Annotated in this window: 20 protein-coding genes; 10 read left to right on the top strand and 10 right to left on the bottom strand. The window is 51.1% G+C overall.

Annotated elements, in window-relative coordinates; all coding sequences use genetic code 11:
* Window positions 1-114 precede the first annotated feature (114 nt).
* Together ACNRUY_RS00380 and ACNRUY_RS00375 are read left to right on the top strand one after the other, a co-directional pair.
* Window positions 115-3,357, top strand: coding sequence for a molybdopterin cofactor-binding domain-containing protein (locus ACNRUY_RS00380; RefSeq protein ID WP_488109648.1), 3,243 nt, complete (start codon window positions 115-117; stop codon window positions 3,355-3,357).
* The gene (locus ACNRUY_RS00375; protein ID WP_488109647.1) at window positions 3,357-3,857 is read left to right on the top strand and encodes a (2Fe-2S)-binding protein; all 501 of its coding nucleotides are present in this window, start codon (window positions 3,357-3,359) and stop codon (window positions 3,855-3,857) included. The genes ACNRUY_RS00380 and ACNRUY_RS00375 overlap by 1 nt, the downstream gene beginning before the upstream one ends.
* Window positions 3,858-4,071: 214 nt before the next feature.
* Here the strand turns inward: ACNRUY_RS00375 and ACNRUY_RS00370 are convergent, their stop codons facing one another.
* Window positions 4,072-5,058, bottom strand: coding sequence for a LysR family transcriptional regulator (locus ACNRUY_RS00370; protein ID WP_488109646.1), 987 nt, complete (start codon window positions 5,056-5,058; stop codon window positions 4,072-4,074).
* 337 nt (window positions 5,059-5,395) lie between these two features.
* Entirely contained in the window at window positions 5,396-5,941 is a 546-nt protein-coding gene (locus ACNRUY_RS00365) for a hypothetical protein (protein WP_488109645.1), read from the bottom strand.
* Window positions 5,942-6,596: 655 nt separating this feature from the next.
* Here ACNRUY_RS00365 and ACNRUY_RS00360 point away from each other — a divergent pair.
* From ACNRUY_RS00360 to ACNRUY_RS00345, 4 genes are all read left to right on the top strand, one after another.
* On the top strand, window positions 6,597-7,268 hold the full coding sequence (locus ACNRUY_RS00360; RefSeq protein WP_488109644.1) for a CoA transferase subunit A: 672 nt from the start codon (window positions 6,597-6,599) through the stop codon (window positions 7,266-7,268).
* A 13-nt stretch (window positions 7,269-7,281) separates the two neighbouring features.
* Window positions 7,282-7,953 carry a 3-oxoacid CoA-transferase subunit B gene (locus tag ACNRUY_RS00355; protein WP_488109643.1) on the top strand — a complete coding sequence of 224 codons (672 nt, stop codon included), beginning with the start codon at window positions 7,282-7,284 and terminating at the stop codon, window positions 7,951-7,953.
* Between the two features lie 11 nt (window positions 7,954-7,964).
* The gene (locus ACNRUY_RS00350) at window positions 7,965-9,146 is read left to right on the top strand and encodes an acetyl-CoA C-acetyltransferase (protein ID WP_488109642.1); all 1,182 of its coding nucleotides are present in this window, start codon (window positions 7,965-7,967) and stop codon (window positions 9,144-9,146) included.
* Window positions 9,147-9,358: 212 nt separating this feature from the next.
* The gene (locus ACNRUY_RS00345) at window positions 9,359-10,705 is read left to right on the top strand and encodes a short-chain fatty acid transporter (protein ID WP_488109694.1); all 1,347 of its coding nucleotides are present in this window, start codon (window positions 9,359-9,361) and stop codon (window positions 10,703-10,705) included.
* A gap of 91 nt (window positions 10,706-10,796) precedes the next feature.
* On the opposite strand, the gene ACNRUY_RS00340 is transcribed toward ACNRUY_RS00345, so the two are convergent.
* A complete protein-coding gene (locus tag ACNRUY_RS00340; protein ID WP_488109641.1) occupies window positions 10,797-12,302 on the bottom strand; it encodes an oligopeptide:H+ symporter in 1,506 nt (501 codons plus the stop codon).
* 1,244 nt (window positions 12,303-13,546) lie between these two features.
* Between ACNRUY_RS00340 and ACNRUY_RS00335 the strand changes: the two genes are divergently transcribed.
* Window positions 13,547-14,659: a carbohydrate porin gene (locus tag ACNRUY_RS00335; RefSeq protein WP_488109640.1), complete on the top strand. Its 1,113-nt coding sequence runs from the start codon at window positions 13,547-13,549 to the stop codon at window positions 14,657-14,659.
* A gap of 139 nt (window positions 14,660-14,798) precedes the next feature.
* On the opposite strand, the gene ACNRUY_RS00330 is transcribed toward ACNRUY_RS00335, so the two are convergent.
* The 7 genes from ACNRUY_RS00330 to iolE form a co-directional block, all read right to left on the bottom strand.
* A complete protein-coding gene (locus ACNRUY_RS00330; protein ID WP_488109639.1) occupies window positions 14,799-15,635 on the bottom strand; it encodes a MurR/RpiR family transcriptional regulator in 837 nt (278 codons plus the stop codon).
* 134 nt (window positions 15,636-15,769) lie between these two features.
* On the bottom strand, window positions 15,770-16,612 hold the full coding sequence (locus tag ACNRUY_RS00325; RefSeq protein WP_488109638.1) for a class II fructose-bisphosphate aldolase: 843 nt from the start codon (window positions 16,610-16,612) through the stop codon (window positions 15,770-15,772).
* A gap of 113 nt (window positions 16,613-16,725) precedes the next feature.
* Complete coding sequence (locus ACNRUY_RS00320; protein WP_488109637.1) at window positions 16,726-17,571, bottom strand: 5-deoxy-glucuronate isomerase; 846 nt, start codon at window positions 17,569-17,571, stop codon at window positions 16,726-16,728.
* 197 nt (window positions 17,572-17,768) lie between these two features.
* A complete protein-coding gene (gene iolC / locus ACNRUY_RS00315; protein WP_488109636.1) occupies window positions 17,769-18,806 on the bottom strand; it encodes a 5-dehydro-2-deoxygluconokinase in 1,038 nt (345 codons plus the stop codon).
* The gene (locus ACNRUY_RS00310; RefSeq protein ID WP_488109635.1) at window positions 18,803-19,963 is read right to left on the bottom strand and encodes a Gfo/Idh/MocA family protein; all 1,161 of its coding nucleotides are present in this window, start codon (window positions 19,961-19,963) and stop codon (window positions 18,803-18,805) included. The genes iolC and ACNRUY_RS00310 overlap by 4 nt, the downstream gene beginning before the upstream one ends.
* 109 nt (window positions 19,964-20,072) lie before the next feature.
* A complete protein-coding gene (gene iolD, locus ACNRUY_RS00305) occupies window positions 20,073-21,926 on the bottom strand; it encodes a 3D-(3,5/4)-trihydroxycyclohexane-1,2-dione acylhydrolase (decyclizing) (protein WP_488109634.1) in 1,854 nt (617 codons plus the stop codon).
* Between the two features lie 187 nt (window positions 21,927-22,113).
* Window positions 22,114-23,004, bottom strand: coding sequence for a myo-inosose-2 dehydratase (gene iolE, locus ACNRUY_RS00300; RefSeq protein ID WP_488109633.1), 891 nt, complete (start codon window positions 23,002-23,004; stop codon window positions 22,114-22,116).
* 341 nt (window positions 23,005-23,345) lie between these two features.
* Here iolE and ACNRUY_RS00295 point away from each other — a divergent pair, with 341 nt between their 5' ends.
* The 3 genes from ACNRUY_RS00295 (at window position 23,346) to ACNRUY_RS00285 (ending at window position 26,741) form a co-directional block, all read left to right on the top strand.
* Window positions 23,346-24,785, top strand: coding sequence for a sugar porter family MFS transporter (locus ACNRUY_RS00295; protein WP_488109632.1), 1,440 nt, complete (start codon window positions 23,346-23,348; stop codon window positions 24,783-24,785).
* Window positions 24,786-24,835: 50 nt separating this feature from the next.
* Window positions 24,836-25,744, top strand: coding sequence for a TIM barrel protein (locus tag ACNRUY_RS00290; protein ID WP_488109631.1), 909 nt, complete (start codon window positions 24,836-24,838; stop codon window positions 25,742-25,744).
* Between the two features lie 169 nt (window positions 25,745-25,913).
* Entirely contained in the window at window positions 25,914-26,741 is an 828-nt protein-coding gene (locus ACNRUY_RS00285) for a sugar phosphate isomerase/epimerase family protein (RefSeq protein WP_488109630.1), read from the top strand.
* Window positions 26,742-26,967: the final 226 nt, after the last annotated feature.

Raw genomic sequence — 26,967 nt, 5'->3', positions numbered from 1 at the left:
ATATAGCAGAGAACGTCGCTGGCAACACAATTTACAGGCTGTGAGTAAGTCAACACACACAGCGGCTTCCGTCGCTTACCTGCAGCCTGGCTCGTTTTAAAGTAAGGAGAAAACATGGCCGAATTCAATGTATTGGGAAAACGGGTGTCCCGGGTGGATGGCCAGGCAAAGGTAACGGGCCGAGCGGTTTATGGCAATGACATTCATATGCCAGGCATGCTCCACGGCGTTTGCCGCTATGCGGATATTCCCGCCGGTGAAATTGTGAACATCGACACCAGTGACGCTGAAAAGGTTGAAGGTGTCGTTAAAATTGCCACCTACAATGACATTCCGGGCAACCCACTGGTTGGGGTTATCATCAAGGATTACCCTCCGATTGTGAAAGACCGGGTTTGCTTTACCGGGGATGTGGTGGCCGTTGTAGCCGCCGAAACCTATGAAGCCGCCTGCCTGGCAGCGGACAAAATCAAGGTTGAATATAACCCTTTTCAACCGGTCTGTGATGTGCACGCGGCCCTTGAAGACGGTGCCCGCCTGATTCATCCGGAGATGGGTTCCGACTCTAATATTGTGGCGACGCACCACACCGTGAAAGGGGACGTTGAACTCGGTTTCAGCCAGTCGGAGCATGTGATTGAGCGCACCTACCAGGTGGGCTTCCAGGAACACGGTTATATTGAGCCGGAGTCAGTAACTGCTTACATCAACCCCACCACCGGCAACCTGGTAGTGACCGGCTCTATACAAAACCCCCACGCAGCAAGAGATGCCGCCGCTGCTTTTCTGGGGCTTCAGCACTGCGACATTGAAGTGGACAAAGCGGTCATGGGAGGGGCGTTCGGAGGCAAGGACCACTCCATTGATAATATCGTCTGCCGTGTCGGCCTGATGGCCAAGCTGACCGGTCGCCCCGTGAAGTTTACCTACACCCGCGAGCACTCCATTCTGGAGAGCACCAAGCGCCACCCCTATCACATGACCTATAAGGTCGGCTTTGGCAATGACGGCCGAATCAATGCCATGAAAATCGACATTCTGGCCGACAGTGGTGCCTACGCTACCTGTACACCCTTTGTAACCTGGCGTTCTTCGGTACAGGCTGCAGGCCCCTATGCTATTGACCATGTTCGTGTGGATATCAAAGGTGTTTACACCAATAACTCAGTCAGTGGAGCCATGCGGGGTTTTGGCTCCCCCCAGGTGGTTTACGCCAATGAATCCCTGATGGATGAAATTGCGGAAATCTGTGGTATCGATGCCATTGACGTCCGTCGGCTCAACGCCCTGAAGCAGGGTGATACCAGCATAACCGGACAGGTGTTCAATAATCACACGGTGTCTGCCACAGAAGTCCTGGAAAAGGCCGTCAGCCAGTCCGAGTACAAAGCCAAAGTGGCAGAGTACCAACGCAGAAATGCCGGGAATGACCCGGTCAAATACGGCATTGGCCTTGCCATCAGTTACCGTGGCTGCTCCATGGGGGCCGAAGGGGTAGACGCCTCATCAGCTCTGGTCTCCGTCAATACCGATGGCAGTGTCAACGTTTCTACCGGGGTCAGCGAAAACGGCCAGGGCCTGCAAACCACCATGAGCCTCATTGCCGCCGAAGAGCTGGGTGTGGATATTACTGCGGTTAAATTCATTGAGCCCTCAACAGCCATGATCTCCGATGGTGGCCCCACCGTTGCTTCCCGGGCCACCATGACGGGAGGAAACGCGGTAAAAAATGGGGCAAGGGAGGTGAAGGAGCGAATCTTCAACGTCATTGCCCCCGAGCTTGAAGTTGAGGAACTGGCTCAAACCCAGTGGCAAAATGGTGTCATCAGCAACAGGGAAAGGCCTGAGCTCTCCATCCCGTTTGCTGAAGCTGCCAACAAAACCAAGTGGGCAGGCAAAAGCCTGGCTGCCTACGGCTGGTATGATCAGCCAGACATTCACTGGGATGAAGAAAAAGGCACTGGAAGCCCTTACGCCACCTGGGTGTATGGCTGCCAGGTGATTGATCTCAAAGTGGATACCAGCACCGGTAAAATTGAACTGCTGGATATTACCGCAGCCCACGACGTTGGTCAGGTGATCAGCACCGTCGGCTATGAAGGCCAGGTGGCAGGAGGCATTGCTCAGGGAGTAGGACTGGGTGTCCTGGAAGACTACAACATTGAGCACGGAGAACTGAAATCCGAAAACCTCGACAGCTACCTCCTGCCCACCATCAAGGATATTCCCGCCATCCATGTTATGGCAGTGGAAAACACCGATCCCGGCGGCCCCTTTGGAGCCAAAAGTATCGGTGAACCCGCCACTGAACTGGCGGCTGCGGCGATCAACAATGCGGTCAGTTTTGCCCTGGGCCAACGTATACGACAACTTCCTTTGACCCTGGAGCAGGTGGTACTGGGCTATAACCTGAAGAAACCCGCCCGCCAGAGCGAACTGATGATGGCATCGGAGGAAAAGAAACATACCCACCGCCTGAACAGTTTTTCCGTTCGCAACCCTGAATCACTGGAGCATGCTCTGGAGTTACTGGCCGATGGCTCCGCCACCACCTTAGCAGGAGGAACCGATGTACTGGTCCAGGGACGATTCCACTCTGAAGAAAGCACACTGATTAATATTTCCTCACTGCCTGGGCTCTGTGATATCACAGAAACTGCTTCAGAGGTGAGCATCGGTGGTGGGGTTACCTTTAATGATCTGACCGATCACCCGGCCATTGCTGAACACTTCCCTCTGCTGGCCACCGCCTGCCACACCATTGGCTCTCACCAGATACGGAACCGGGCCACCCTTGGTGGAAATATCGTCAATGCCGCACCCTGCGCAGATTCAGTGCCCCCACTGGTGATCTACGCAGCGGAAGTCGAACTCCGGTCTTCAACCAATACCCGCAGGATGCCTCTGAGCGAGTTTATTACCGGGGGATATCGAACCCGGCTGGATACCGGGGAGCTGTTAACACAGGTGATTATTCCCAAATTACCCACCGGGGGTTTTATTCAGAAATACAGTCAGCTTGGCCGCCGGAACGCCCTTAATATCACCCGGTTAAGCCTGACCAGTCTGATGAGCTTCGATGAGCAAGGAAAAATCAGTGAGTGTCGTCTGGTGGATGGGGCACTGTTCAGCAAACCTCAACGCCTGACAGCATTGGAAGCAGTGTTAACCGGACACCCCCTGAGTGAGGCCACCCTGGAAAGAGCCGACGGTGTACTGATCGATATGATCGACACGCAGATTGGCGGGCGCTGGTCGGCAAAATACAAACAACCCGTCTTTCTCAATATGTTCAGAGACCTGATGACTGACATTCAATTAGAGATGCAAAAAGAACTGCAAAAGGGAGAAGCCTGATGAACCAGCCTCGTGAAATGACCCGCATCAGTCTCTCTGTGAATGGCGTTCACCATGAACTTGAGGTGGACGGCAACACCCGCCTTCTTGATCTGGTTCGAAACCAGCTGCACCACACGGGCACCAAAGAAGGGTGCTCTGTAGGAGAGTGTGGAGCCTGTACCGTGATTATGAACCAGAAGTCAGTGTGCTCCTGTATGGTGCTCGCAGCCCAGTGCGACGGTGCTGAAATCACGACCATTGAAGGACTGGAGCAGGATGCGGAGGCTCAACGATTGCAGAAAGCATTCATCGAAGAAGGCGGTGTCCAGTGTGGCTTTTGCACACCGGGAGTTCTTATGAGCACAAAAGCGCTTGTGGATAAACACCCCAACCCCACCCGGGAGCAGGTGCTGGATGCCCTGGAAGGCAACCTCTGCCGCTGCACCGGCTATCAACCCATTCTGAAGTCCGTGGAAACCTTCCTGGATGAAAAAATAGTGGATGCCACTGCTTCATAGCGAATGGTCAGAGTAGCAGGCAATTCTGACGGGTTGCCTGCTAGTACAGGAAAGCATATATATCCCTACATGCACATACCCGCAGCGTAAGAGAAAAGCACAGCTTTTGTTGCGCTTCGCTATGCTCAGCAGCAACCTACTGCATTCGTTTACGTAGGTTGCTGCTGAACGCAGTGAAGCGCAACTGAAAAAAACACAGAAGTGAATACAGAAATCAGGACACCCATGGCCTGTCATCTGCCAGCTGTTGCTCAAAGGTACTGATAAAAAAGTCTTTGAACAACTGGCAGCTATGATCCAGCTGCTTCAGTTCGGGGTAGTATAAGTTCAGCACCCAGTCGGCGGTCTTGTATTCCGGGAGCAGCTGAACCAGCTGGCCACTCCGGAGACTCTGCTCCACCACGTAGCGGGGTAGATAGCCAATACCCATGCCCATTTTCGCAGCATCAAACAGAAGATTGGTATCGCTTACTTCAAGGTTATCCGGAATACCCACCAGTTTTACCTGCCCATCCACCTCAAACGCCCACTGTCGTGAATGAGTCAGGGAGTCCGCATACAGACAGGTATGCTCCTGTAAATGCCCTGGCAATCTGGGGACATCACGCCCTTCCAGATAATCCGGCGAAGCCACCAGAACAAAGGGCTCCCGCAGCAGATTTCGCTTTACCAGAGGCAAGTCCCGGCTATCCAGAGGCTGATAGGAAGCCTGGGCGTTGATAACCAGGTCATAGCGCCCATGTTGATCCAGGCCGTATGGATTGATATCCAGGGAAAACCGGACCTTTCGATAATCCCGGTTAAAGGCGTTGATAATGGGCAGTAATACATTCTGGGCAAAGATGGGGGTGCAGCAGATGCGCACCATGCCCTGGGGCTCATCCACGAAGCGCTCCATATCATGGATCAGCGTGCGGATATTGTCACTGATCGGACCAAACCGCTCAAACAGACACCGCCCGGCAGAAGTCAGGGTAAAACCGCCACCCCTGCGGCAATGAAGCTTGGCCCCCAGTTGATGCTCCAGATCACTGAGCCAGCGGGAGCCTGTGGATACAGACAAATTCATCTGCTCAGCAGCCGCAGTGATGGACCCCGTCCGAACCATACGGACAAACAACTCCATTTTTCCCGGCAAACTGTGGTCACTGTGATCAAAGGGGACGTGGGCTCGGGGACTACCTGCTCCATACTCTGGCATAAGATATCCATGCAAAACAGAATCATGGAATGAATTATACCCGTCCATTTTGGTGGCACATTGACCTATGTACAGAACAAAGCTTGCAGCAATAGAAACAAACCAGTCTGACTATTTGCTGCTTCGCTATTCTTTCACATACGCACAGGATACCCTGCCCAGCCTGAACAAGCTGTTGCCGTCCGGAATTGGTGGATAGCAGCAGTGGAAAGGTTGTTTCAGCAACTGAAGCCGTTCCCATAAGTCGCAACTCGCTATGAACGATTTGGTCATAACTACCTGGGAATGCTTCAGTTAGCCGCTTCCTCGACCTGATTGGCGTAATTAAGAACGCCCCTTAGTTCCAGGAAGGGAGGCCTTCATCAAAACATCTGCAACTGGGGGGATGATGATAGGGCGTACACAATTCATTGCAAGGATAATCAGGCCACTGCACATAAGGCTGAGGCTCTTCCTGTATGGAGCGCAACCAATCTTCAGCGTAACTGCTGACGGCTGGAATCTTTTTGGTCATAGAGTAATGTTGGGATATAACTCCAGGCGCCTTGGCTTGTACATTAAGAGATAGGTAGCTATTGCTAATACCAAATGAAGCCGTGACAGTGAAATCACTCTTGCTTTCAATTAAAGCGATCGGGGGCTGTTCGTCACTACTATGGAAACAAGTTAACTTTGCCGGCTTCTCTGACTCATTATTATAATGGATCAGATAACCATCGCCATCGGAAACAACGTCCATATACAATGGCTCTGCAGTCTTCTCTGAATACCACTTGCCCAAAAAATCATCACATACTGCTGCATGCTCTCCAGCGAAAGCTGGAGGCATCAGCATCAAAGTGGAAAATGCAATCAGTATTTTATTTTTCATTAATTTATCCATTTAGTGCGAGCCTGCACTCGCAGTTGCAGCATAAATACCTGTTTCAACTCGCAATGAACGTTGCTTGTCGAGGTATAAAAATAAGCAATAGATGTCTAACAATAGGCTAAACAACATCTTTATAAAATCGAACGAAATGCAAATAAAAACCCATAGATGGTTGATTATCAAGATAATAAAAAAACCAACGATTGCTAGCATATTAAACCACTCAAAAGCACACATTGATCTAAATCAATTATCAGGACACAACCAACTTTCTCCCAGTGATGAGCTTCACATTGTTAATTAAAGAGGTTTTCTTTGTAAGAAAAATAGACACTCTCCTCATGAAATGACTTTTAAAAACAATTATACAAGTCACCTTGGTGATGACCTGTTGATAGCCCTGAACCAAATATATATGCAGCCAGAGGTTACGGCAGCACCACTTCTCACCCCGTACTCAGATTATATCTCTGGCCTTTACACGCTCTATTGCAAATATGCAAAACCCTCCTTTCAGCCCTGATATTCCCCTTCGACCGTGAATAAGAATAATGGAACCTGTTAATTGTTGAGCAGCTTTTGAGAAGAAAAGAGCGTTCTTACCCTCGGCGTCAGCGCTCCAGAAAACTGCAAGGTTAGAAAAGAACAGCAACGGAAGAATCAGAGTATGCAAACCAAACCCCTGCTGTCTCCAAGGGAGGCCGCTGAAAAAATCAAATCCGGTGACCGTGTGATGATCGGTGGTTTTATGGCCACCGGTTCTCCCCTTCGCATCATTGAGAGCCTGGAAGCACTGGGCACATCAGGGCTGAACATCATCGGCACCGATACTGGCTATGCCGACAAGGGCATTGGACGACTGATCTCTAATAAGCAGGCAAAAAGCGTAAAGGCTTCCCACATTGGCCTGAACCCTGAGACCGGTCGTCAGATGACCGCCGAAGAACTGGATGTTGAGTTGATTCCCCAGGGCACCCTGGCTGAACGGATTCGCTGTGGCGGTGCCGGTATGGGCGGTTTCCTCACCAAAACCGGTATCGGCACCATGGTGGAAGAAGGCAAGCAGAAAATCGTTGTAAACGACGAAGAGTATCTGCTGGAAGAAGCGTTGAGAGCCAATGTTGCCCTGGTCAAAGCCTCCATCGTCGATCGTGCGGGCAACTGCATCTTCAACAAAACCACCAAGAACTTTAACCCAATGATGGCCACTGCCGCAGACCTGGTCATTGTTGAGGCGGAGAAAGTGGTTGAAGTGGGAGAAGTTGAAGCGGACCGATTCACCCTCCCCGGCACCTTTATTGACTTTATTGTGCCCGATGATAGCGGCCTGATGGACTGAGGACTTCTGAACCATGGATAAAAAAGCACTGCGCAACCGTATTGTCAAAAGGGTTGCTGAAGAATTGAAACCCGGTTCCCTGGTCAATCTGGGCATCGGCATGCCCACCCTGGTGGCCAACCATGTTACGGATGAAATGGGCATTCTGTTTCAGTCAGAAAATGGCATGGTAGGCATTGGTCAGAATGCCGTTACAGACGATACCCTTGACCCGGATATTACCAACGCCGGAGGCCAACCGGTCTCCACCGTAGCAGAAGTTTCCTACTTTGACAGCAGCCTCTCCTTCGCCATCATCCGTGGAGGTCATGTAGACAGCACGGTACTGGGGGCTCTGGAAGTAGATGCTCAGGGCAACCTGGCCAACTGGATCATTCCCGGAAAAATGGTACCCGGCATGGGCGGAGCCATGGATCTGGTCACAGGTGCCAAGCAGGTCATCATCGCCATGGAGCACTGCAATAAGAAAGGCCAGCCAAAAATTCTTCAGGAGTGCTCCCTCCCTCTGACTGCCAAAGGCCAGGTGAACCTGATCGTGACAGAAATGGCCGTCATTGAGGTGAACGACGAAGGGCTCCTGTTAAAAGAAATCGCAGTGGACACCACTGTGGAAGATGTGATCAAGGCAACTGGCGCTGAACTGAAGGTGGCCAGCAACCTGAAAACCTTTGGAGAAGTTGAATAATGCAGCCCGGAATGCAACAAGAAGTCGTCATTGTCAGCGCCGCCCGTACCCCCATTGGCGTATTCAACGGTTCACTGGCCAGCATCAGTGCCAAGGACCTCGGTATTTGTGCCGCAAAGGGAGTACTTGAAAAGGCAGGCGTCCAGCCGGAAATGGTTGAGGAGCTGATTCTCGGGAACGTACTGGGCGCCGGTCATGGCATGAACATCGCCCGGCAGGTAGCCCTGGGCGTGGGCATGCCAGAAGCAAGCACTGCCTTTAACGTCAGCAAAGTCTGTGGCTCCGGCCTCAAGGCTGTAGCACTGGCCGCCCAGGCTATTGCCTGTGGTGATATAGAAATTGCCCTGGCCGGTGGTTCTGAAAATATGAGTCAGGCGCCTTATGTTATGCCCAAGGCTCGATGGGGGCAGCGCATGGGTCATGGTCAAATGCTGGACACCATGATCAGTGATGGCCTGACCGATGTATTTAACCACTACCATATGGGCATCACCGCTGAAAATCTGGCGGAGCAATATGAAATCAGTCGTGAAGCCCAGGACGAATACGCAGCCAAAAGTCAGCAGCGGGCCCTGGCGGCTCAGGAAGCCAACCGTTTTGCAGAGGAAATCATCCCTGTGGAAGTGGTCAGCCGAAAGAAAACCACTGTTGTCGATAAAGACGAAGGCCCACGGGAAGGCACTACGGCTGAAAAGCTTTCCAAACTTCGCCCGGCCTTTGCCAAAGAAGGCACCGTAACTGCAGGTAATGCCTCCAGCATTAATGACGGTGCTGCCATGGTTCTGCTGATGTCCCGCAGTAAGGCGGAGTCCCTGGGGCTGAAGCCCATGGCCGTTATCCGCTCATCCGCTTCCGCAGGCGTTGCTCCAGAAGTCATGGGTTACGGACCGGTTCCAGCCACCCAAAAGGCCCTTGCCCGGGCTGGACTGGAGATCAATGACCTGGATCTGGTAGAAGCCAATGAAGCCTTTGCTGTACAGGCATTGTCGGTGACCGAGGGTCTGAAACTGGATCCCGAGAAAACCAACGTCAATGGCGGAGCCGTTGCCCTTGGGCACCCCATCGGCGCTTCCGGTGCCCGGATTCTTGTGACCCTGCTGCACGAAATGGAAAAACGACAGGCGAACAAGGGGCTGGCCACGTTATGCATTGGCGGTGGTATGGGCATCGCCATGGTGGTCGAGCGGGAATAACCCGCTTCCTCAAAACCAGGACCTGGTACTCTCCAGCTCCTGGTTTTTTTAACAGTGGATATTAAGAATCTGCCCGTCTTTCTGGAGCGCTTAACCATCACCCAAACGGGTACCTTCTTAATCTCCATTTATCTGTGATATTCGATAATTAGGGGGAACCTGAAATGGTGGAGCTGACCGCAACCTCAAACCATGAAAACAGTACAGACAGCCTGCTGCAACGCTTTGCCGGGGGCTGTGTCGCCCTGGTGCAGAAATACCTGCCCGATCCTTTTATTTTTGCAGCACTATTAACCCTGTTTGTTTTTGTCATCGCCATGCCCATCAGCCATCAGGGGCCCATGGCCCTGGTCAACGCCTGGGCCGGGGGCTTCTGGAGCCTGCTGGCTTTTGCCATGCAGATGGCACTGGTGGTTGTTACCGGTCATGCCATGGCATCGGCTCCGGTCTTCAAGCGAGGACTGGCCCGGATTGCCCAGGCGGCAAAAACGCCCACTCAGGCCATCTACCTGGTTAGCCTGATTTCTGCCCTGGCCTGTCTGATCAACTGGGGATTTGGCCTGGTCATTGGTGCCCTGTTTGCCCGTGAACTGGCTGCCCGGGTAAAAAACGTCGACTACCGTTTATTGATCGCCTCTGCCTACACCGGTTTCCTGTTCTGGCATGCCGGACTGTCAGGCTCAGTGCCCCTGTCCATTGCCACCGAAGGCAACCTTGAGAAGGTTACCCAGGGGGCCGTTACTGGCGTAGTGCCCACTTCTGAAACCCTGTTTGCTTCTTTCAATCTGGTGATTATCGCCATCATGCTGCTGGTCATCCCACTCATCAACCGTGCCATGCATCCCTGTGCCAGCCAGGTAGTCAGCATCGACCCCAACCTGTTAAAAGAAGAACCCGTTGAAACAAAACCACTGGATCAAATGACCCCTGCTGAAAAAATCGAGAACAGCCGTCTGCTGTCACTGATCCTCGGCCTCATGGGTTATGCGTTTATCGTGGGTTATTTTGTTGAAAAGGGTTTCGCCCTGAACCTGAACATTGTCAATTTTGTCTTTCTGTTCACCGCCATTATTCTCCACGGAACTCCCCGTCGACTGCTGGATGCGGTATTCTCAGCCGCACGCAACACCGCAGGCATACTCCTTCAATTCCCCTTTTACGCGGGCATCATGGGAATGATGACAGCAATGGGCCCGGACGGAGTCTCCGTTGCCGGTGCTATTTCAGACGGTTTTGTTGCCATATCCAATGAAACCACCTTCCCCCTGTTTACCTTTCTCAGTGCCGGTGTCGTGAATTTCTTTGTGCCTTCCGGTGGAGGTCAGTGGGCCGTCCAGGCACCCATCATGATGCCCGCGGGCCTCGAGCTGGGAGTGGATACCGCCAAAACCGCCATGGCCATTGCCTGGGGCGATGCCTGGACCAATATGATCCAGCCTTTCTGGGCGCTCCCTGCACTGGGGATTGCCGGTCTCGGCGCCAAGGATATTATGGGCTACTGTCTGGTGATTCTGATTGCCTCAGGGGTATTAATCAGTACTGGATTGATGTTTTTATAGGCACTATCTGAAGGCTTACTCTTAAACATTCTATTACAACCCGGATGGATTCCTGCGGCACGGAACCCAACCGGGTCATGCCAGTAAACGGCTAACCTGGTGCTTTGGCTGCCTCCTGCTTGACATCAGATGCATCACTACGGCCTGAAATAAGCGCATCCAGCCGGTTAATGGACATCAGCATAATGACTGCCATAACTGCAGCCCCAATACCTATCTTGAGAAAGTAGTCTGCATACACCGGCAAAGTAGTCAGTGAATCAACAGCACCAGACGACTCAGGCACAGCGATATAACCGGCCAGATTCGCTGCTATGATGGATGAAACCCCAAGAGTTAATGTCCGGAACCCCAGAGTGAAGCCCATCATGTGCCCAGGCACCAGCTGTGCAAGCACAGATATCCCCAATGCGCTGATCAAGAGCTCACCCAACCCTTGGAAAAAGTGGGTCAAAATCAGCCAGATCGCAGACACACGACCAAAACTGTCCGCCATAAATGAAGCACCAAAAGCCAGTGACAGAAAAGCAAATGCGCAACACACCATGCCCAATGCAAACTTGCCAGACAGGGATAATCCTTTCTTTTGTTTAGCACTCCTTTCATACCAGAATGCAAGAATCGGACTGAGAATAATGATCCAGAACGGGTTCAGTGCCTGACTGGACACCGGATCAAAAGGAATACCCAAAAATACATGGCGGGTATTATGAATGGCAAAGAATGTCAGAGAACTGCCCATCTGTTTGTAAAGAATAAAAAAGGCAACGGAGAAACCCAGTAAGACCAGGCTGGCAAGCATCTTACTTCTCTGCAGCCTGTCCTCCTTACGCATGTATGACAGGAAAATAAAAATGGCTACAACCACTGCAACTATCAACATGACTTCCATAATTTCATGGTGTGCGATCAGCCAGCTTCCCAATCCAGTTAATCCAACCATGCCCAGCACAACCAGAAGAGGCTTGCCAACCCCGATTTTTGCAAAATCAGGGAGAGAACCAACACCTTTAACCCAGCTGCTCAGGGAAAGATAGATCAGAACAGTCAGTATGTTCCAGGCTCCAGCAATGGCAAAACCGACCGCATATGAGTATTTATGAGCAATAACAGGGGTAATCACCAGGGAAATGCAAGAACCCACATTGACCATCATATAATACAGTGTGAAGGCACTATCAATACGAGGATCGTTTTTGTCATAGGCTTTTGAAATCAGGTTTGAAGGGCAGTTATTTGCCATGGCCCTGCTTACACAACCTCCTGCCAACCCCAGCATGGCCAACTGAAAACTGCCAGTGTAAGCGGCAAAACTCAGTACAAACAGAAAAATGACAATAGCCGTATTACCAATAATTAACGAGCGCTTAACCCCCAAATGGCGATCGGCAAGGTAACCTCCCAGCGCATAAATGATCGTTGAAAATGCTGAGGCGGCGCCATTGATCAAAAAAGCCTTCCCCTCAGGCAAACCAAGATCATTGACCATAAACACCGTGACAATAGCGCTCATTCCATACATGGAAAGCATGGCCGGAAGTATGATCATGCACATCAACCGAAATGCAGGAGGCTGGCGCATAAAAGCTATAGACATAAACATCCCCCATTTATAAAAATGGTGACAGGTGAAAAATCAATAAAGTCAGATAGTTACCAAAAACCTGGAAATAACAGGCATCACATCAGTCAACAACAAAACCACACAAGTGTTTTACTACTGCGCCATTTTTTTATATTGATTCAAATCATAGAAAAACATCCAAATACAGATAAGACCACACTTTATCTATCCTCCCCTTTTAACTGGCTCCCTGCACATTTTTCTATCAGCCAGAACCTTGCCCATTTAATAAAAAAAACTACTTATGTAAAAAACAAATATTCACTACGCATTGGATGCACAGAACAGAACTAGAAACATTTCCTAAATCCAAACCAATATTATTGACGATGATCATCTATATGCAATGACTGGAAATTATAAAAATAACATTCAAAAATCAACCGCTAGAATATAAAACCATAGATAACTACCTGGCAATTTTTATTAATTTGAAAGCATGCTCATCTACTTTAAATAACTTTTATAATAAAAAAACAAATTTACGAAAAACATGCCGGATCTCAATCCGGTAATCAGTAAATTCAATCTATTTATTTTTACCCCACTATTCTTTAACCGTTACCGCAAGACATCAATGCCCTGTATGATCAGGACTTTTCTTCTTGTCCATATTTGGGAAGACACGAATATGGCCCTGAGGCACCCTGACTACTGACTGAAAAATAGTCCTTATCACCAATGGGTATTTTATCTACAGATTTGTCTCTGGAGCGGTTTATACTTTCACCGTCAGTTGAGCAGGATTGCAAACTCTCACTTCGCCCTCCCCCTACAGAGGGCTGGCTTCATTAATTCCTCAAAAAATAAACAAACTGTCATTTATTAAACAGCAATTAACAATACGATTAAAGTAAAAGTAAATCAACTCAGCCTCTCTTGACACACATCAACTCCCCCATTTCAAAGCCCATCTATTCTTACCATCATATTCAATAGCGAACACTCGTTCACACACTTACTGCTTCATATCAAACAATTTTTAACCATTCTTTTTTATTTATAACAGCGGGAAAAAATCAAACAACCGGCCATTCAAGCAAGATAATAAAACATACATTAAAAAACAGTTTTCATTTATTTTATTAATGGAAAACAGGAAGCTGTTGTTATTTAAAAAAATCAATCAGCTGATTGATCAGCAGCTTTCGCTCTGAAAAAAGTAACACAACATCATTCACTGGTCATTTTAACCACAAGCGAAGAGTAATAGAACCATGAAAAAAACAATACTTGCCACTGCCATTATGATGGTTTCCGGCACGGTCTATGGTGGCTGGACATCAGAAGACGGCCGTTTAACCATTGGGGGAGACGCCGAGATAAACTTCGATGTCACCAAAGATAAAAATGGTATTGTCTATGGCAGTAGCGACAACCAGGAAACCAATACTGAATTGGCTGATGACTCCCGCTTTAAGCTGGCGGTCGAATGGAAAGACGTAAAAGAGAGCGGGTCTTTCATCACAGCCAAGGCAGAGCCTCTGATCAAAACCAACGGTAACGTCGAAGTGGATGATATGTACTTCGGTTTTGGCGTTGAAAAAACATGGATGTTCCAGATTGGCCGCTATGAAGCCATGGACCTGTTCCCTCTGGGTAAGGATATTGCCATGTTCTATGCCGCCGGTTCCGATGGCATTGGCAGCGGTATCTATTACTATATGGCCAAGGAAGGCAGGGGCCGCAGCGGTGATGCCGGCCAGGCCAGGATTGTCGGGCATATGGACAACTGGACCATGGAAGTTTCCAGCGTCTATGGCAATACGGCTGATATCCTTTCCGGATCCGATCGATACGTGACGGACTATACCAATATTGAGTCTGACAATAACAGTTTCCTTCTCCGTCCTGCCATGAATTACCTGAGTGATGACGGAACCGTCAGTGTCAGCTTCGGTGGGGAATTCGAAACCAATAAAGATTCTGTCACCATTACACGCACCGCTGATGATGAAGTGTTTGATATTGCTAACCGTTATGGTTTATCCGCTACCACCAGCCTGACCTTTGGTCAATTGCTCTGGAATATCAGCGCTGCCCACCAGAAAGCCAAGGATGCATGGAAAGCAACTACTTATAACACCAACATTACCTATAATAATGCAGCGGCAATCGGGGTGTCTTATGCAGAAAACAATTTTGATGCCAAAGACGACAAGGCCAAATCCTATTTAATCTATACCTCCTATACCCTGCCTATTATGGATTTCAAAAATGCCGAGGTTACTTTTGCCTTGTCCTATTCTGACACCAAAAACGCCTTTGGTGTTAAAGACAAAGATGAAAAGACAAACGCTTTCAGAACCCGATTCAACTATTACTTCTAATCCAATCACTCTGTAAACAAACAGCTGCCTGAAAGGTTTCAGGCAGCTCTAACTTGTTTTAAATCGAACAGACAAAAAAATGAAATACAAAAAAACCGGTAACAACCGGCTTTTTTGATATCAACTCTGTAAATCCATATTACTTCTCCTGACGACAGATCAACCCCATCACCAGGCACTGGGCAAGGTGCATGGAGGTACTCAAAGAGCGCATCCCCATCATTTCCGCTTCTTTCACTTTCAGGAAATGATCCACAATTTCCTTGCTGGGATGAATACTGTGATCGGTAATCACCAGGGTTTTACAATGGCGCTCATGGGCCATCTGAATGCATTCATTGGTCTCATCCGCATGGGGGTGATAACTCACACACATCAGAAGATCCTGTTCACTGATTCGCTTCAGCTGATTCTTGTGCATGGCACCAATGCCATCGAGCAGAATCACATCCACATCCGCCCGCATCAGGGCATAGCACAGATAATAGGAAACCGGAAAAGCACGCCTGACCCCGGTGACATAGATGGTTCTGGCGTTCATCATCAAGTCAATGGAGCGGTCAAAATCCGTGGGTGAAATGGCTGTAGACAGGTTATCAATCGCCATGCCCTGGGGACCGGCAAAAGCATCCAGGAGATGGTGCCCTTCCTTCACTGCCGAAGCCGTTCCTGACGCCCTTCGAACCCGCTCCCGATAACCACTTACCTGACCTTTCAACTGACTTCGATAGAGCTGTTGGAGGTCAGAAAATCCCGCAAATCCAAAAAAGTTGGCAAAACGAACCAGTGTGGAAGGCGACACATCAATCTCACCGGCAATGGCCACCAGGTTTTCCAGCGCAACGGTGTTGGGATGTTGAACAAAAAAGTCCCCTACCAGTCTGAGCCGCTTGCTCATGGCATCATACCGGTCAACGATCTGTCCCTGGAGCTCCTCGAGCGTCCGGGGTGGAACAGGTTTCTGAATTGTCTTCATAGGGACCCACTACTTTTCATATCTTCGTACAGTCTTGTGCCAGACCTTATGGCTTGCTCTCAATGCCTTTACATGGGCAGTGCCATTGCCGGAAAAAATAACACAACAATGGCTCTGCAAACATGAACTGCCCTTTAATCTCCCTGAGCACCGTAGAACAGTTCAAGCTGGTGCTTTGCCGCCTCCTCAACCGAAGGCATAACCGCTTCCATAAAAAACAGACGGTCGAACGCCTCGGGATGAGCCATCATGGTTTCCCGTAATTTACGGCCAAAAGCCATTCTCAGCACGGTACCAATATTAAACTTGGCAGCCGCACCACGGCGCATTTTAATCAGATCTGCCTCCGGGATACCACTGGTGCCGTGAATAACCAGGGGAACATCGGTGGCTTCAGCAATGTTGGCCAGGCTTTCATGGTCAATGGTGGCGGTTGGCTGCGTCAGGCGGTGAATATTACCCACAGATACCGCCACAGCATCAACCCCGGACTCCCGGGCAAACGCTTCAGCTTCAAAAGGATCCGTGGCGATGGTCTTGATGTGTGGCCGGATATCGTCGTAGGGCACCGAACCAATTTCTCCCTCTACAGAGACGCCACAGGCGTGGGCCACTTCCACCACCGCACGGGTACGACGGATATTTTCTTCAAGAGGGAGCTGTGAACCATCAAACATCACAGAGCTGAAGCCATGATGGATCCCCTTGAAGACAATTTCTTCCTCATAGGTATGATCCAGGTGGGCACACACCGGTACACTGGCTTCTTCCGCCAGTGATCGAATCATCCGGGCGGCACTGACCACCCCCATGAAATCCACCAGCGTTTTGTTCGCCGCCAGTATGACAGGACGACCGTAGCATTCAGCTGCATTCACCACGGCCCGGGCATCTTCAAACCCAAACACATTGAAACAGGGTACAGCGTAATCGGATTTAGCCGCTTCGGGCAACAAATCCCTTAAATTTACCAGCATTGTCGTTCGCCTTATTTAATGTGGAACTGCAGCCACGGCAAACATGCAGTCTTTGTTATAGCGCTTGTTCAAACTGCATTTCCGGCTCATGGCTGTCTATCCGTTGTTGTTCATTATTTGAATTTGGCAATCATGCCCTTAATACCAGGTATGGTGTTTACCTGGTCCGCATGAGCTGGCTCGAAATACTGGATCAGTGACTTCGAGGTTTCCCCGACAATGATGGTGAAGTAGTACATCTGGTACCCCGGGGCCGCTACGCTGGGGTGGTAGCCCTTATCGATGGCAATGACACTGCCATCCTTAACCATATAACAGGGGCCGCATTTCTCTTCTTCGGTATAAAGGAACTGGGCGCCAAACCCCTGGGGTGGGTCAAAACGGAATTGATAGACCTCTTCATAACGGGTCTCAATCCCTTCACGGTCTTCGTCGTGTTTATGGGTCGGAAAGCCTGACCAGCCTCCCTTGCCAACGGTGAACAACTCACTCACCAGCAGGCGACCGCGCTTGTCCGCATTCCCCTGCCCCAGGACGTGCTTGATCTTGCGGTGAGTCTTGGTGTCATCACTGCCATACTGCACCACCTGCACGTCATCGGGACGGACAGCGAAGGCTTCCAGTTTTTCTTCGTAACGGCCACCGGCAATCATCACTTCTGCATTGTCAGTCAGGCATTCAATTAATACTTCACTGTCGATGGGGGCATAAACGGCACTGGGGTGTCCATCCCAGATACGTTCACGTTCGCCGATGTTGTCAAATACCTCTCCGTCCACCGTAATACGACAAGTACCGCTGGCCAGGACGGCAGCGGTTTCATAGTTGGCCAGGTGATACCTGTGGGTTCCACCTTTGCTTAGTTGAACACTGTTGAAATAACACAGTGGTGTGGTGTCATCGTTTTCACCAATGATGGCTTCGTTGCGATTGTCAAACGGCTCTATATGCTTGCCCATGGTATTTCCAGAAATAAGTTTCTATCGGTAGGAGCGCTGCATATGTCGGTCGGCATTCTTCTGGCTATTGGCATAGCTTGGCCATAATGAGTGTGCTGACAAGGTGCCAGCGCTCTGTTTTGCCGGCTTAGTTGCCGACTTCCTTCCCTGAAGGAAGCCGGGCTGCTGTTGACGAATTAAGAAGCGCTCTCGCTTTTTCAGAACCGGGGAGGCGCTGAAAAAATCTTCTTGGTACACACTGCCTGTGGGTTTTCCCGGCTTTCAATAAAATCAGCCAGTTCCTGAGTGGTCGGCATGGCCTCTGTACAGGTGTCTTTGGAAACGTTGATGGCGGCGGCGGCAGACCCCATTTTCACAGCTTCCCTGAGGCTTTTACCCCGGATCAGCGCCAGCAGAGTGGTCCCCGCATAGGAGTCACCGGAACCAAACGGTTTTTTGACCTCCACCGTAAAAATGCCCTGCTCAAAACGTTCACCCGAGCGGGTGTAGACCTTGGAACCCAGCTCACCGGCTTTGAGCAGAATGACCCGGGTGGCTCCGGTCATAAAACGCTCAGCTGTGGCGTCGTCGTCTTTATTGTCGGGTGCCACCAGGGCCTCCAGCACATCAAACTCCTCCCGGTTGCCAATCAGAATGTCGGACATGGCCGCAGCCTGGGTGTAGTAAATGGCGGACTCAGCTTCAGATCCCCAGGAATAAGCCCGGTAGTCCAGATCAAGAGCCACCACCGTACCGGCTTCCCTGGCCAGGCCCATGGCATGGAAGGCTGCCTCTCTGGAGGGGCTTTCCGACAGCGCCGTCCCGGTTATCAACAGTACTTTGGCACTGGCAATGTAATCGGCATCAATGTCTTCCGGGGTCAGGGTCAGATCAGAAGCATTATTACGGTAGATCACCACTGAGCCGCCGCTGGGTTTGATTTCGCAGACGGACAGGCTGGTTCTTGAACCAGAGTCGTCCACTTTGACGCCTCTCAGATCCACACCAAACCCTTCCAGATGGTGGCAGACAAACTGACCAAGAGGGTCATTGGATACCGCGCTGATCAATCCAGGACGGCCACCCTGACGGGCAATCGCAGCGGAAATATTGGCGGGAGAGCCCCCAACCGATTTGTTGAATCCGGCCACGTCCCTGAAATCGGTATTGGCCTGCTGGGCGTACAAATCGACGCCCGCCCGGCCAAAACTGATCACATCAAGCGGACGCTCCTGCTTGAAGATGAGATCGGTCATACCGCTACCCACTTGCTGTCGTTGTCCGCAGACTCAACACAGCGCTCAATGAAACGAACCCCTTCGATGCCATCATCAATACCCGGGAACCAGATGTCAGCCAGCTCCTGCTGGGCATCGTTATCCGCAGCGACCATGGCATGGCCCATGTTGCGGTAGAGGTTGGCCCAGGAGTCGAACAGACCTTCAGGGTGTCCGCCACCAATGCGCTCGAAGCGAGCCGCTTCATACAGATAACCCAGGCCCCGGTCCAGTTTGCGGAACGGCTCACCCAGTGGAGCGTACTCAATCTGGTTGGGGTGCTCATCCCACCAGCGGATGGAGCCTTTCTCGCCAATCACTTCCACCTTGAAAGAGTGGATATTGCCCACAGCCACTGCAGATGCCCAGAGAGTACCCACTGCCCCGCTCTTGTACTTAAGCATTACGTGGGCATCGTCTTCCAGCTGGCGGCTTTCCACAAAGCTCTTGCGCATGCAGCTCAGGCTTTCCATCTCCAGGCCACTGATCAGGTGACCCATCTGCAGGCAGTGAGTACCGACATCACCCAGCACATAGGAAGGTCCGGAGGCTTCCGGAGAAACCCGCCAGGCCAGGCCGGGATCGTTCTTTTCGACTTCTTCAGCATGGAAACCGTGGGCAAACTGCATATGAACAATGCGAACCTTGCCGATATCCCCACGCTCAACCATCTCCCGGGCCTGGGCTATAGTTGGATAACCGGTGTAACCATACATGACACCAAACACCCGATTGTGCTTCAGGGCGATTTCCTTGAGCATTTCGGATTCAGCCGCAGTAAACGTCAGTGGCTTTTCACAGACCACATGCATACCGTGCTCAAGGGCCATTTTGGAGATTTCAAAATGAGTTTTGTTGGGGGTGGCAATGCTCACCGCCTGAATGCCGTCTTCGCGCTGGCTTTCAGCAGTAATCATCGCTTTGTAGTCGGTGTAGCAGCGGTCTGCTTCCAGGCCCAACTCTTCAACACCAAACGCACGACCACGGTCAGGGTTGATATCAAACGCGCCCGCTAACAGCTTGAAGTTACCGTCACGCTGGGCAGCGTCCCGGTGGATATAACCGATCTGACTGCCCTTGCCACCACCAATCTGGCCCCAGCGCAGTGGCTGCTTGAGATTATCTTTGCGGATCATGGTTCACTCTCTGAATCTGGTCTTTAAAATGGTCTTCTATCTGCAGAGTCGGCTTCCCCACCGGCCCTGCAGTTGCTCTGATTGTCTTTTCAGGAATAGCCTTTCGCGATCAAACGCCAGGACGCTGGTGCCTGCGGTTTTCTTCCCAGTCGGCCACCGCTTTGGCAGTGCGCTCATCACGGGTCACCCCGGGCAGCCCTACTTCCCACCAGCAGTCACACTTGGACCAGGCGTTGGGGTCAATGTCCACTACGATCACCGCCGTACGGTCCGCAGCCTTGGCCCTGGCAAAGGCGTCATCAAACTCATGCATACCATTGATCTTGATGGCCATGGCGCCCTGGGCTTCGGCGTGCTTGGTGAAATCAACCCGGGCCAGTTCACCGGTATTCTGGCTTCGGCAGTCCTTGAGCAGGTTATTGAACGACTCGTTACCGGTATTGTTCTGGAGTTTGTTGATTACCGCGAAACCGGCATTGTCACAGACCACCACGATCATCTTGTGACCGGTCAGAACAGAACTGTAGATGTCGGAGTTCATCAGCATGTAGGAGCCATCACCTACCAGAACCACTACGTCGTTATCCGGGTTGGCAATCTTGGCGCCCCAGCCACCGGCAATTTCGTAGCCCATGCAGGAATAACCAAACTCAATATCGAACTTGCCAATCTGGGTGTTCTGCCAGTTCATGGCCAGTTCCGCAGGCAAGCCACCAGCAGCGGTCAGAACCGTGTCGCCTTTTTCGCTGAGACGATTCACCGCCCCTACCACCTGAGCATAAGAGGCCATTTCCCCGTCAACAGGCGTGCTTCGCTTTACAACCAGAGCCTTCCACTCATCCGTGACTTCCACGCCTTTGGCAGACCACTCTTCGCTGAAGCGGACACTGTCCAGCTTCTGGCTAAGCAATGACAGTGTGGTTCTGGCATCACCAATCACCGGCACAGAGCGGTGCTTGATGGCGTCAAAATTGGCAACATTAATGCTGACAATCTTCAGATCTTCATTGCGGAACACAGACCAGGAGCCCGTGGTGAAATCCTGCAGGCGGGTACCCACCGCCAGAATCAGGTCCGCATGACCCGCCATGTAGTTGGCGGAATCAGAACCGGTCACACCAATGGGTCCACAGTTCAAAGGGTTGTCCTGGAGCATGGTGGCTCGCCCGGCAATGGTTTCCACCACTGGAACATTATGGGCCTCGGCAAATGCCTTCAGCTCATCACTGGCTTCAGAGTAATGAACACCACCACCGCTGATGATCAGAGGACGCTCAGCCTTTTTGATCAGCTCAACCGCTTCTTCCAGCATCACCGTTTCAGGCTGTGGACGACGGATACGATGCAGTTTCTCTTCGAAGAAGCACTCAGGAAACTCAAAGGTATGTCCCCAGACATCCTGTGGAATACCCAGGAAGGCAGGCCCGCAGGTGGCAGGGTCCAGCATGGTATCAACGGCATGGGGCAGAGAGTGAATCAGCTGCTCGGGATGGGTGATGCGATCCCAATAGCGGGTCACTGCCTTAAAGGCATCGTTGGTGCTGATCGTAGGGTTGTGGAAATGCTCAGTCTGCTGCAGCACCGGATCCGGCAGGCGGCTGGCATAGGTATCACCGGAAACCATCAACATGGGCAGACGGTTGGCATGGGCCACCCCTGCGGCAGTGATCATATTGGCTGCACCGGGGCCAATGGAGGTGGTGGCAACACCAATTCTCTGACGCTTATTGGCCTTGGCATAGGCAACGGCAGCCATGGCCATGGACTGCTCATTCTGGCCACGCCAGGTTGGAATAGTGTCTTCTATATTTTTAAGCTGCTGGGAAAAACAGGTGACATTCCCGTGACCGAAAATGCCAAAACAGGTGCCAAAGAGCTGCTCAACCTTGCCATTAACTTCTATTTTCTGGGCAACCAGGTATTTGGCCAGGGCTTCTGCAGTGGTTAAACGTATCCGTTTCATTGCCAATTAAACTCGCTGTTAGTCGCTGGTGAACCAGCTTTTTTTCCCGGAGATTCTTTTACAGACCCGATCCGAAAGAGTTGTTCTTTTTTCGTCCATTTCATTCCCGAACAATAATCCCCCTTTTTTGCTCCATCCGTAGAGCAGGCAGGGGGAACACCCCGGGAAAACAGATTTACGGTGTCACTTACAGGCCCGCCTTTTCCACATAGCGGGTCAGGTTCTCATGGGCCATGTTGGCGTAAGTCTGAGGATGAGCGACCGCAGGATCCTGCTCCGCTTCTACCACCAGCCAACCTTCATAATCAAAGCGCTTCAGGGCGGCAAAGATCTCATCCCAGTTCAGGTCGCCATCACCGGGTACAGTGAATACACCGTTCAAAACCGCTTTCAGGAAAGGCAGGTCTTTTTCCCGGGCATCCTTCATCACATCCAGGCGCACGTCCTTGGTGTGGAAGTGAACAATCCTTTCACCCACCAGGCTGATCAGTTCAGCAGCATTACCTCCGCCATAGGTGGCGTGAGCAGTATCAAATGTCAGACCAACAGAAGGGCCGGTGTACTGGATGAACAGTTCAAAGTCCCGAGGGGTTTCACAGATGGTGCCCACGTGATGGTGGAATGCCAGGCGAACACCGTGCTCCTTCAGGTAGTCGGAAAATTCAGTCAATTTGGCGCCATACTCTTTCCACTGCTCTTCCGTTAGCTCAACGCGCTGGGAAAGGGGCTTTTCAATATCGCCGTGTACGGTATTGCTGACTTCACCGGCAACCATCACCTTGCAGCCACAGCCTTTCATCAGGGCCAGGTGGCTCTGCACTGCAGCAATTTCTTCTTCAACACTGCGGGAGCACAGCTCAAGGCTGTACCAGCCGGAAGCCAGTACCAGACCATTCTCTTCCAGTTTTGGCTTGAGTTCTTCAGTAGTGCGTGGGTATTTCACGCCCATTTCCGACCCTTTGAAACCGGCTTCATGCATGCCGGCCAGGCAGGTTTCCAGAGGAATTTCTCCCCCCAGGCTGGGCATATCATCATTGCTCCAGGTCAAAGGACTGATCGCCAGTTGAACCTTGCTCATTGTTCCAGCTCCTCAATTTTGCTATGAAGGAAAGTCCTTCCTCGCTTATTAAAAAGTTCGCTAAAAATCAGTTGTCACGGCTTGGGGTCTATCTAACAAAAAAAAATAATTTCCAGTCAACTTAAATATAGAAATTTATTTTTAAACGATAACCTTTTTTGACAGACGTCAACATTTCCAAAAAGCAAAACACGCATTCTAAAAAACATTCCAACGGTCACGGCGACTTTTGCCATTTCAACCGGGGCATACCAACACTGCACCGCCTGGCTTTTTGCGGTTTCAAAAAACGGGTATTGCCACCGGAGAGTGAAAAAACCTAGAAGAATGAGGAAAGCTGGATGAGTGACAGTCAAACGCAGACGCACGACTTGCGATACATCACCAAGATTTGTCTGGTGACAGCTCTGGGGGGGCTACTGTTCGGGTACGACACCGCAGTAATCTCTGGAGCCATTGGGCCTCTCAGAGAGTACTTTTCACTCTCTCCGACCATGACGGGATGGGCTGTATCCAATGTGGTGGTCGGCTGTATCATCGGCAGTTTTTTTGCTGGCCGGATCAGCCTGGCCATTGGGCGGAAAAAAGCCCTGGCCCTCTCCGCCGGGTTGTTTTTCATCTCTGCCCTGGGTTCAGCCATCGCACCTGACTTCACAATTTTCATCATAATGCGCATGGTGGGAGGGCTGGCGGTTGGCCTGGCCTCTGTGGTCTCTCCCATGTACCTGTCTGAGGTGTCACCCAGGAATTATCGTGGACGCGCCACCAGTCTTCATCACCAGTCGGTGGTTATTGGTCAGACCGTGGTTTTCTTTATCAACTACCTGATTGCCAAAGGTGCCACAGAAGCCTGGCTGGTGGACTGGGGCTGGCGTTATATGCTCGCCTCTGAAGTGGTCCCGGCCCTGTTGCTCGGCAGCCTTCTGTTTATCATTCCGGAATCACCTCGCTGGTGCGCCCTGAAAGGCCGCGATGAAGAAGCCCTGGATACCCTGAGCCGGATATCCAACCCTAAGCATGCCAGGGCAGTGCTGGCAGAAATCAAGAATTCAATGAAGAGCAGCAACACCTCTGCCAAAGTCAGTCTGCGCAAATCGGGGGTTATGCCCATTCTGGTCATTGGGATAATGATTGCCTGTATACAACAAGTGACGGGTATCAATGTGATCATGTATTACACCCCGGAAATTCTTAAACCCCTGACCGGGGCAACCGATACAGCCCTGCTGCAGACAACCATGCTTGGGATTGTGTTTATTTTCAGCAACTTTCTGGGCATGTACCTGATTGATCGAACCGGCAGGCTGCCCCTGATGAAGACCGGTTCCATTGGCAGCTTTCTGGGAATGCTGCTGGCCAGCTGGGGCATCTTTAACCCGACCACCGGTTATGTTGCTCTGCTGGGCCTGGTCGTCTACCTGATTTCATACTCCATCAGCTGGGGTTGCTGCACCTGGGCATTGATTTCAGAAGTGTTCCCTAACCGAATCCGTTCTCAAGCCATGGCCCTTGCGGTGTCAGCCCAGTGGGTTACCGGCTTCCTGGTTACCCAGGGCTTCCCAATGCTCAATGGCAATGCCTGGCTCCAGGACAAGTTCAACGGAGCCTTCAGCTTCTGGCTGTTCAGTCTCTGTTGCCTGTTTGCCTTCTGGTTTATCTGCCGTTACGTGCCAGAGACCAAGGGAGTCAGCCTGGAAAAAATGGAAGCCCATTTAATGTCCCGGTTCAAACCGTCCTCTGACCAGAAAATCAGCACATCAGCGGTGCAACCAAACCTGTAATTCACCCAATTTTCACTCCAACTTTTCATTCAATGTCAGGAGATCAAACAATGAAGTCCACCGGCAACCGCTTCAAAATTGCCAATGCTCCCTGTTCCTGGGGCGTGGAAGACCCTAACAATCCGGATAACCCACCCTGGCAGCAGGTGCTGGACGAAGCCGCAAAGGCCGGATACAAGGGCCTTGAGCTGGGTCCTTACGGTTTTCTGCCTACAGACCCGGCCGTATTACGGGATGAACTGGGTCAACGTGACCTGTCGATCTGTGCAGGCACTATTTTCGAGCCACTGTGGGATAAAAACCAGCAGGACAACACCCTGGAAAAAACCCGCAATATCTGCAAACTCCTCAGCACTCTTGGTACTGAGTATCTGGTGGTGATTGACAGTGTCAATGACCTGAGAAGTTCATTTGCCGGGCTGAAAGACCTGGCCCCCAGGCTGGAAAAGGACCAGTGGCAGACCATGATGACCACCATCAACCGGATTTCCGACATTGCCCTGGACGAATACGGCATCAAGCCGGTACTGCACCCTCATGCCGGTGGTTATATTGAGTACGCCGATGAAGTCACCCGGGCCATGGACGATCTGGCTCCTGAAAAAATAGCCCTGTGCCTTGATACCGGACACTGTGTGTATGCCAGCATGGATCCCGTTGAGTGGCTCCGTGACTGCAAAGACCGCCTGGCTTATGTTCACTTCAAGGATGTGCGGGCGGAGCGCCTTGAGCATTGCATCTCCACCCGGATGGGTTTCTGGGACGCGTGCAAATACGGCATTATGTGCCCCATTGGTGAAGGCTGTGTGGACTACCCTGCCGTCAAGCAGGTACTGACTGAAATAGACTACAAAGGCTGGATTGTTATTGAGCAGGAAAGAGATCCAAAAGCCGCTGGTACTTCTCTGGAGGATGTCCGGAAAAGCCTGATGCACCTTGAGAAATCTGGCTTCTGCTAGCCGGCAAGCTCCCGCCTGCTTCCACAACATGCGAAGCAGGCCGGGACGCTATCCGGGCGATTTCCCCAGAAAACAGTTGGGCTGATACTTTCGAGAGCAAAACTCAATAGGTCGAATGTTCGTAAGCCCTGCAGCCTGCCCTCAGCTTCAAAGGTAATGGGTATAGACAATGAAATTTGCACTACACGGCATGTGCTCGCTGCACAGTAATTTACTCAGCGATATTCGCCTGGCCAGGGAAACCGGATATCAGGGACTGGAAATACACACAGAAAAATTGTGGCGCTATATTCACGCGGGCCTGACCAGCGACCAGTTGCGACAACGATTGCATGAGGCACACATTGTCCCAACCGCAATAGACATCATTGGACGCGTAGAAGCGCCTGACAAAGACACACAGGCAGAGGTGTTTAAGGAAGCAGCCATCTTATCTGAATTTGCCCATGATATTGGCGCAGAGACCATCCAGCTGAATGCCTTTGAAGCCCTCAATGCCTTGTCAACCGAACAGAATATTCGAGTAACCGCCCGGAATATCCGGCAGATATGCGATATCGGCAAGGATCATGGCATACGCTTCCAGTATGAAGGTGCAGCCTGGACACCCATTGCAACCCTGGAGGATTACTATCGACTGTTTGACGCCGTTGGCCGTGATAATTTCGGCTTTGTCATTGATACATGGCATCTATGGGCATGCCGTGGCGCCGCTCCAGAAGACATTGCCCGCATCGACCCATCTTTAATCTACAACGTCCATATTTCCGATGGCCATCGACCACAGGCGGGTGCGCCATGGCCCGATGAACGGGAGTTGCGTGGCTGTGTTATTGGCAATGGAGACATCCCTCTGAAAGAGTGGGTCAGTGCCATCCGGGAAACCGGCTACACCGGCTTTTATTCCGGTGAGTTCCTTAATGACCAGCTCTGGGAGTCCGATCATTACGAAATCGCCAGCGATATGCTGACAGGAATGCAGTCTCTGTTTTGCTGACTGTCAGGAACCATTAATACCCAGGATCCTGTTGCGCTTCACAAAGTGAAGCGCAACAAAAAAGAACACATTTACTGCCAGGCACTTTAACGACAGTTGCATGGCGTGTGGCTGTGCCCGCTTGAAATCCCCTCCAGCCAGCATTCCAAACGGAAAGTTTATGGAATGTTTTTTTCATAAATCAAAATAAAAAATAATATTTTCCACACTATTGACATGCATCAAC

The sequence above is a fragment of the Endozoicomonas sp. Z74 genome, from assembly GCF_057680865.1.
Note: the sequence above shows the minus strand (reverse complement) of the source record. Positions and strands in the feature narration are given on the sequence as shown.

Excerpts from the sequence above, each read along its gene's own strand:
- ACNRUY_RS00360 (WP_488109644.1), top strand. The coding sequence starts at position 6,597 with ATGCAAACCAAACCCCTGCTGTCTCCAAGGGAGGCCGCTGAAAAAATC.
- iolD (WP_488109634.1), bottom strand. The coding sequence starts at position 21,926 with ATGAAACGGATACGTTTAACCACTGCAGAAGCCCTGGCCAAATACCTG.
- iolC (WP_488109636.1), bottom strand. The coding sequence starts at position 18,806 with ATGACCGATCTCATCTTCAAGCAGGAGCGTCCGCTTGATGTGATCAGT.
- ACNRUY_RS00350 (WP_488109642.1), top strand. The coding sequence starts at position 7,965 with ATGCAACAAGAAGTCGTCATTGTCAGCGCCGCCCGTACCCCCATTGGC.
- ACNRUY_RS00285 (WP_488109630.1), top strand. The coding sequence starts at position 25,914 with ATGAAATTTGCACTACACGGCATGTGCTCGCTGCACAGTAATTTACTC.
- ACNRUY_RS00380 (WP_488109648.1), top strand. The coding sequence starts at position 115 with ATGGCCGAATTCAATGTATTGGGAAAACGGGTGTCCCGGGTGGATGGC.
- ACNRUY_RS00310 (WP_488109635.1), bottom strand. The coding sequence starts at position 19,963 with ATGATCCGCAAAGATAATCTCAAGCAGCCACTGCGCTGGGGCCAGATT.
- ACNRUY_RS00290 (WP_488109631.1), top strand. The coding sequence starts at position 24,836 with ATGAAGTCCACCGGCAACCGCTTCAAAATTGCCAATGCTCCCTGTTCC.
- ACNRUY_RS00375 (WP_488109647.1), top strand. The coding sequence starts at position 3,357 with ATGAACCAGCCTCGTGAAATGACCCGCATCAGTCTCTCTGTGAATGGC.
- ACNRUY_RS00295 (WP_488109632.1), top strand. The coding sequence starts at position 23,346 with ATGAGTGACAGTCAAACGCAGACGCACGACTTGCGATACATCACCAAG.
- ACNRUY_RS00340 (WP_488109641.1), bottom strand. The coding sequence starts at position 12,302 with ATGTCTATAGCTTTTATGCGCCAGCCTCCTGCATTTCGGTTGATGTGC.
- ACNRUY_RS00325 (WP_488109638.1), bottom strand. The coding sequence starts at position 16,612 with ATGCTGGTAAATTTAAGGGATTTGTTGCCCGAAGCGGCTAAATCCGAT.
- ACNRUY_RS00320 (WP_488109637.1), bottom strand. The coding sequence starts at position 17,571 with ATGGGCAAGCATATAGAGCCGTTTGACAATCGCAACGAAGCCATCATT.
- ACNRUY_RS00355 (WP_488109643.1), top strand. The coding sequence starts at position 7,282 with ATGGATAAAAAAGCACTGCGCAACCGTATTGTCAAAAGGGTTGCTGAA.
- ACNRUY_RS00370 (WP_488109646.1), bottom strand. The coding sequence starts at position 5,058 with ATGCCAGAGTATGGAGCAGGTAGTCCCCGAGCCCACGTCCCCTTTGAT.
- ACNRUY_RS00365 (WP_488109645.1), bottom strand. The coding sequence starts at position 5,941 with ATGGATAAATTAATGAAAAATAAAATACTGATTGCATTTTCCACTTTG.
- ACNRUY_RS00330 (WP_488109639.1), bottom strand. The coding sequence starts at position 15,635 with ATGAAGACAATTCAGAAACCTGTTCCACCCCGGACGCTCGAGGAGCTC.
- iolE (WP_488109633.1), bottom strand. The coding sequence starts at position 23,004 with ATGAGCAAGGTTCAACTGGCGATCAGTCCTTTGACCTGGAGCAATGAT.
- ACNRUY_RS00335 (WP_488109640.1), top strand. The coding sequence starts at position 13,547 with ATGAAAAAAACAATACTTGCCACTGCCATTATGATGGTTTCCGGCACG.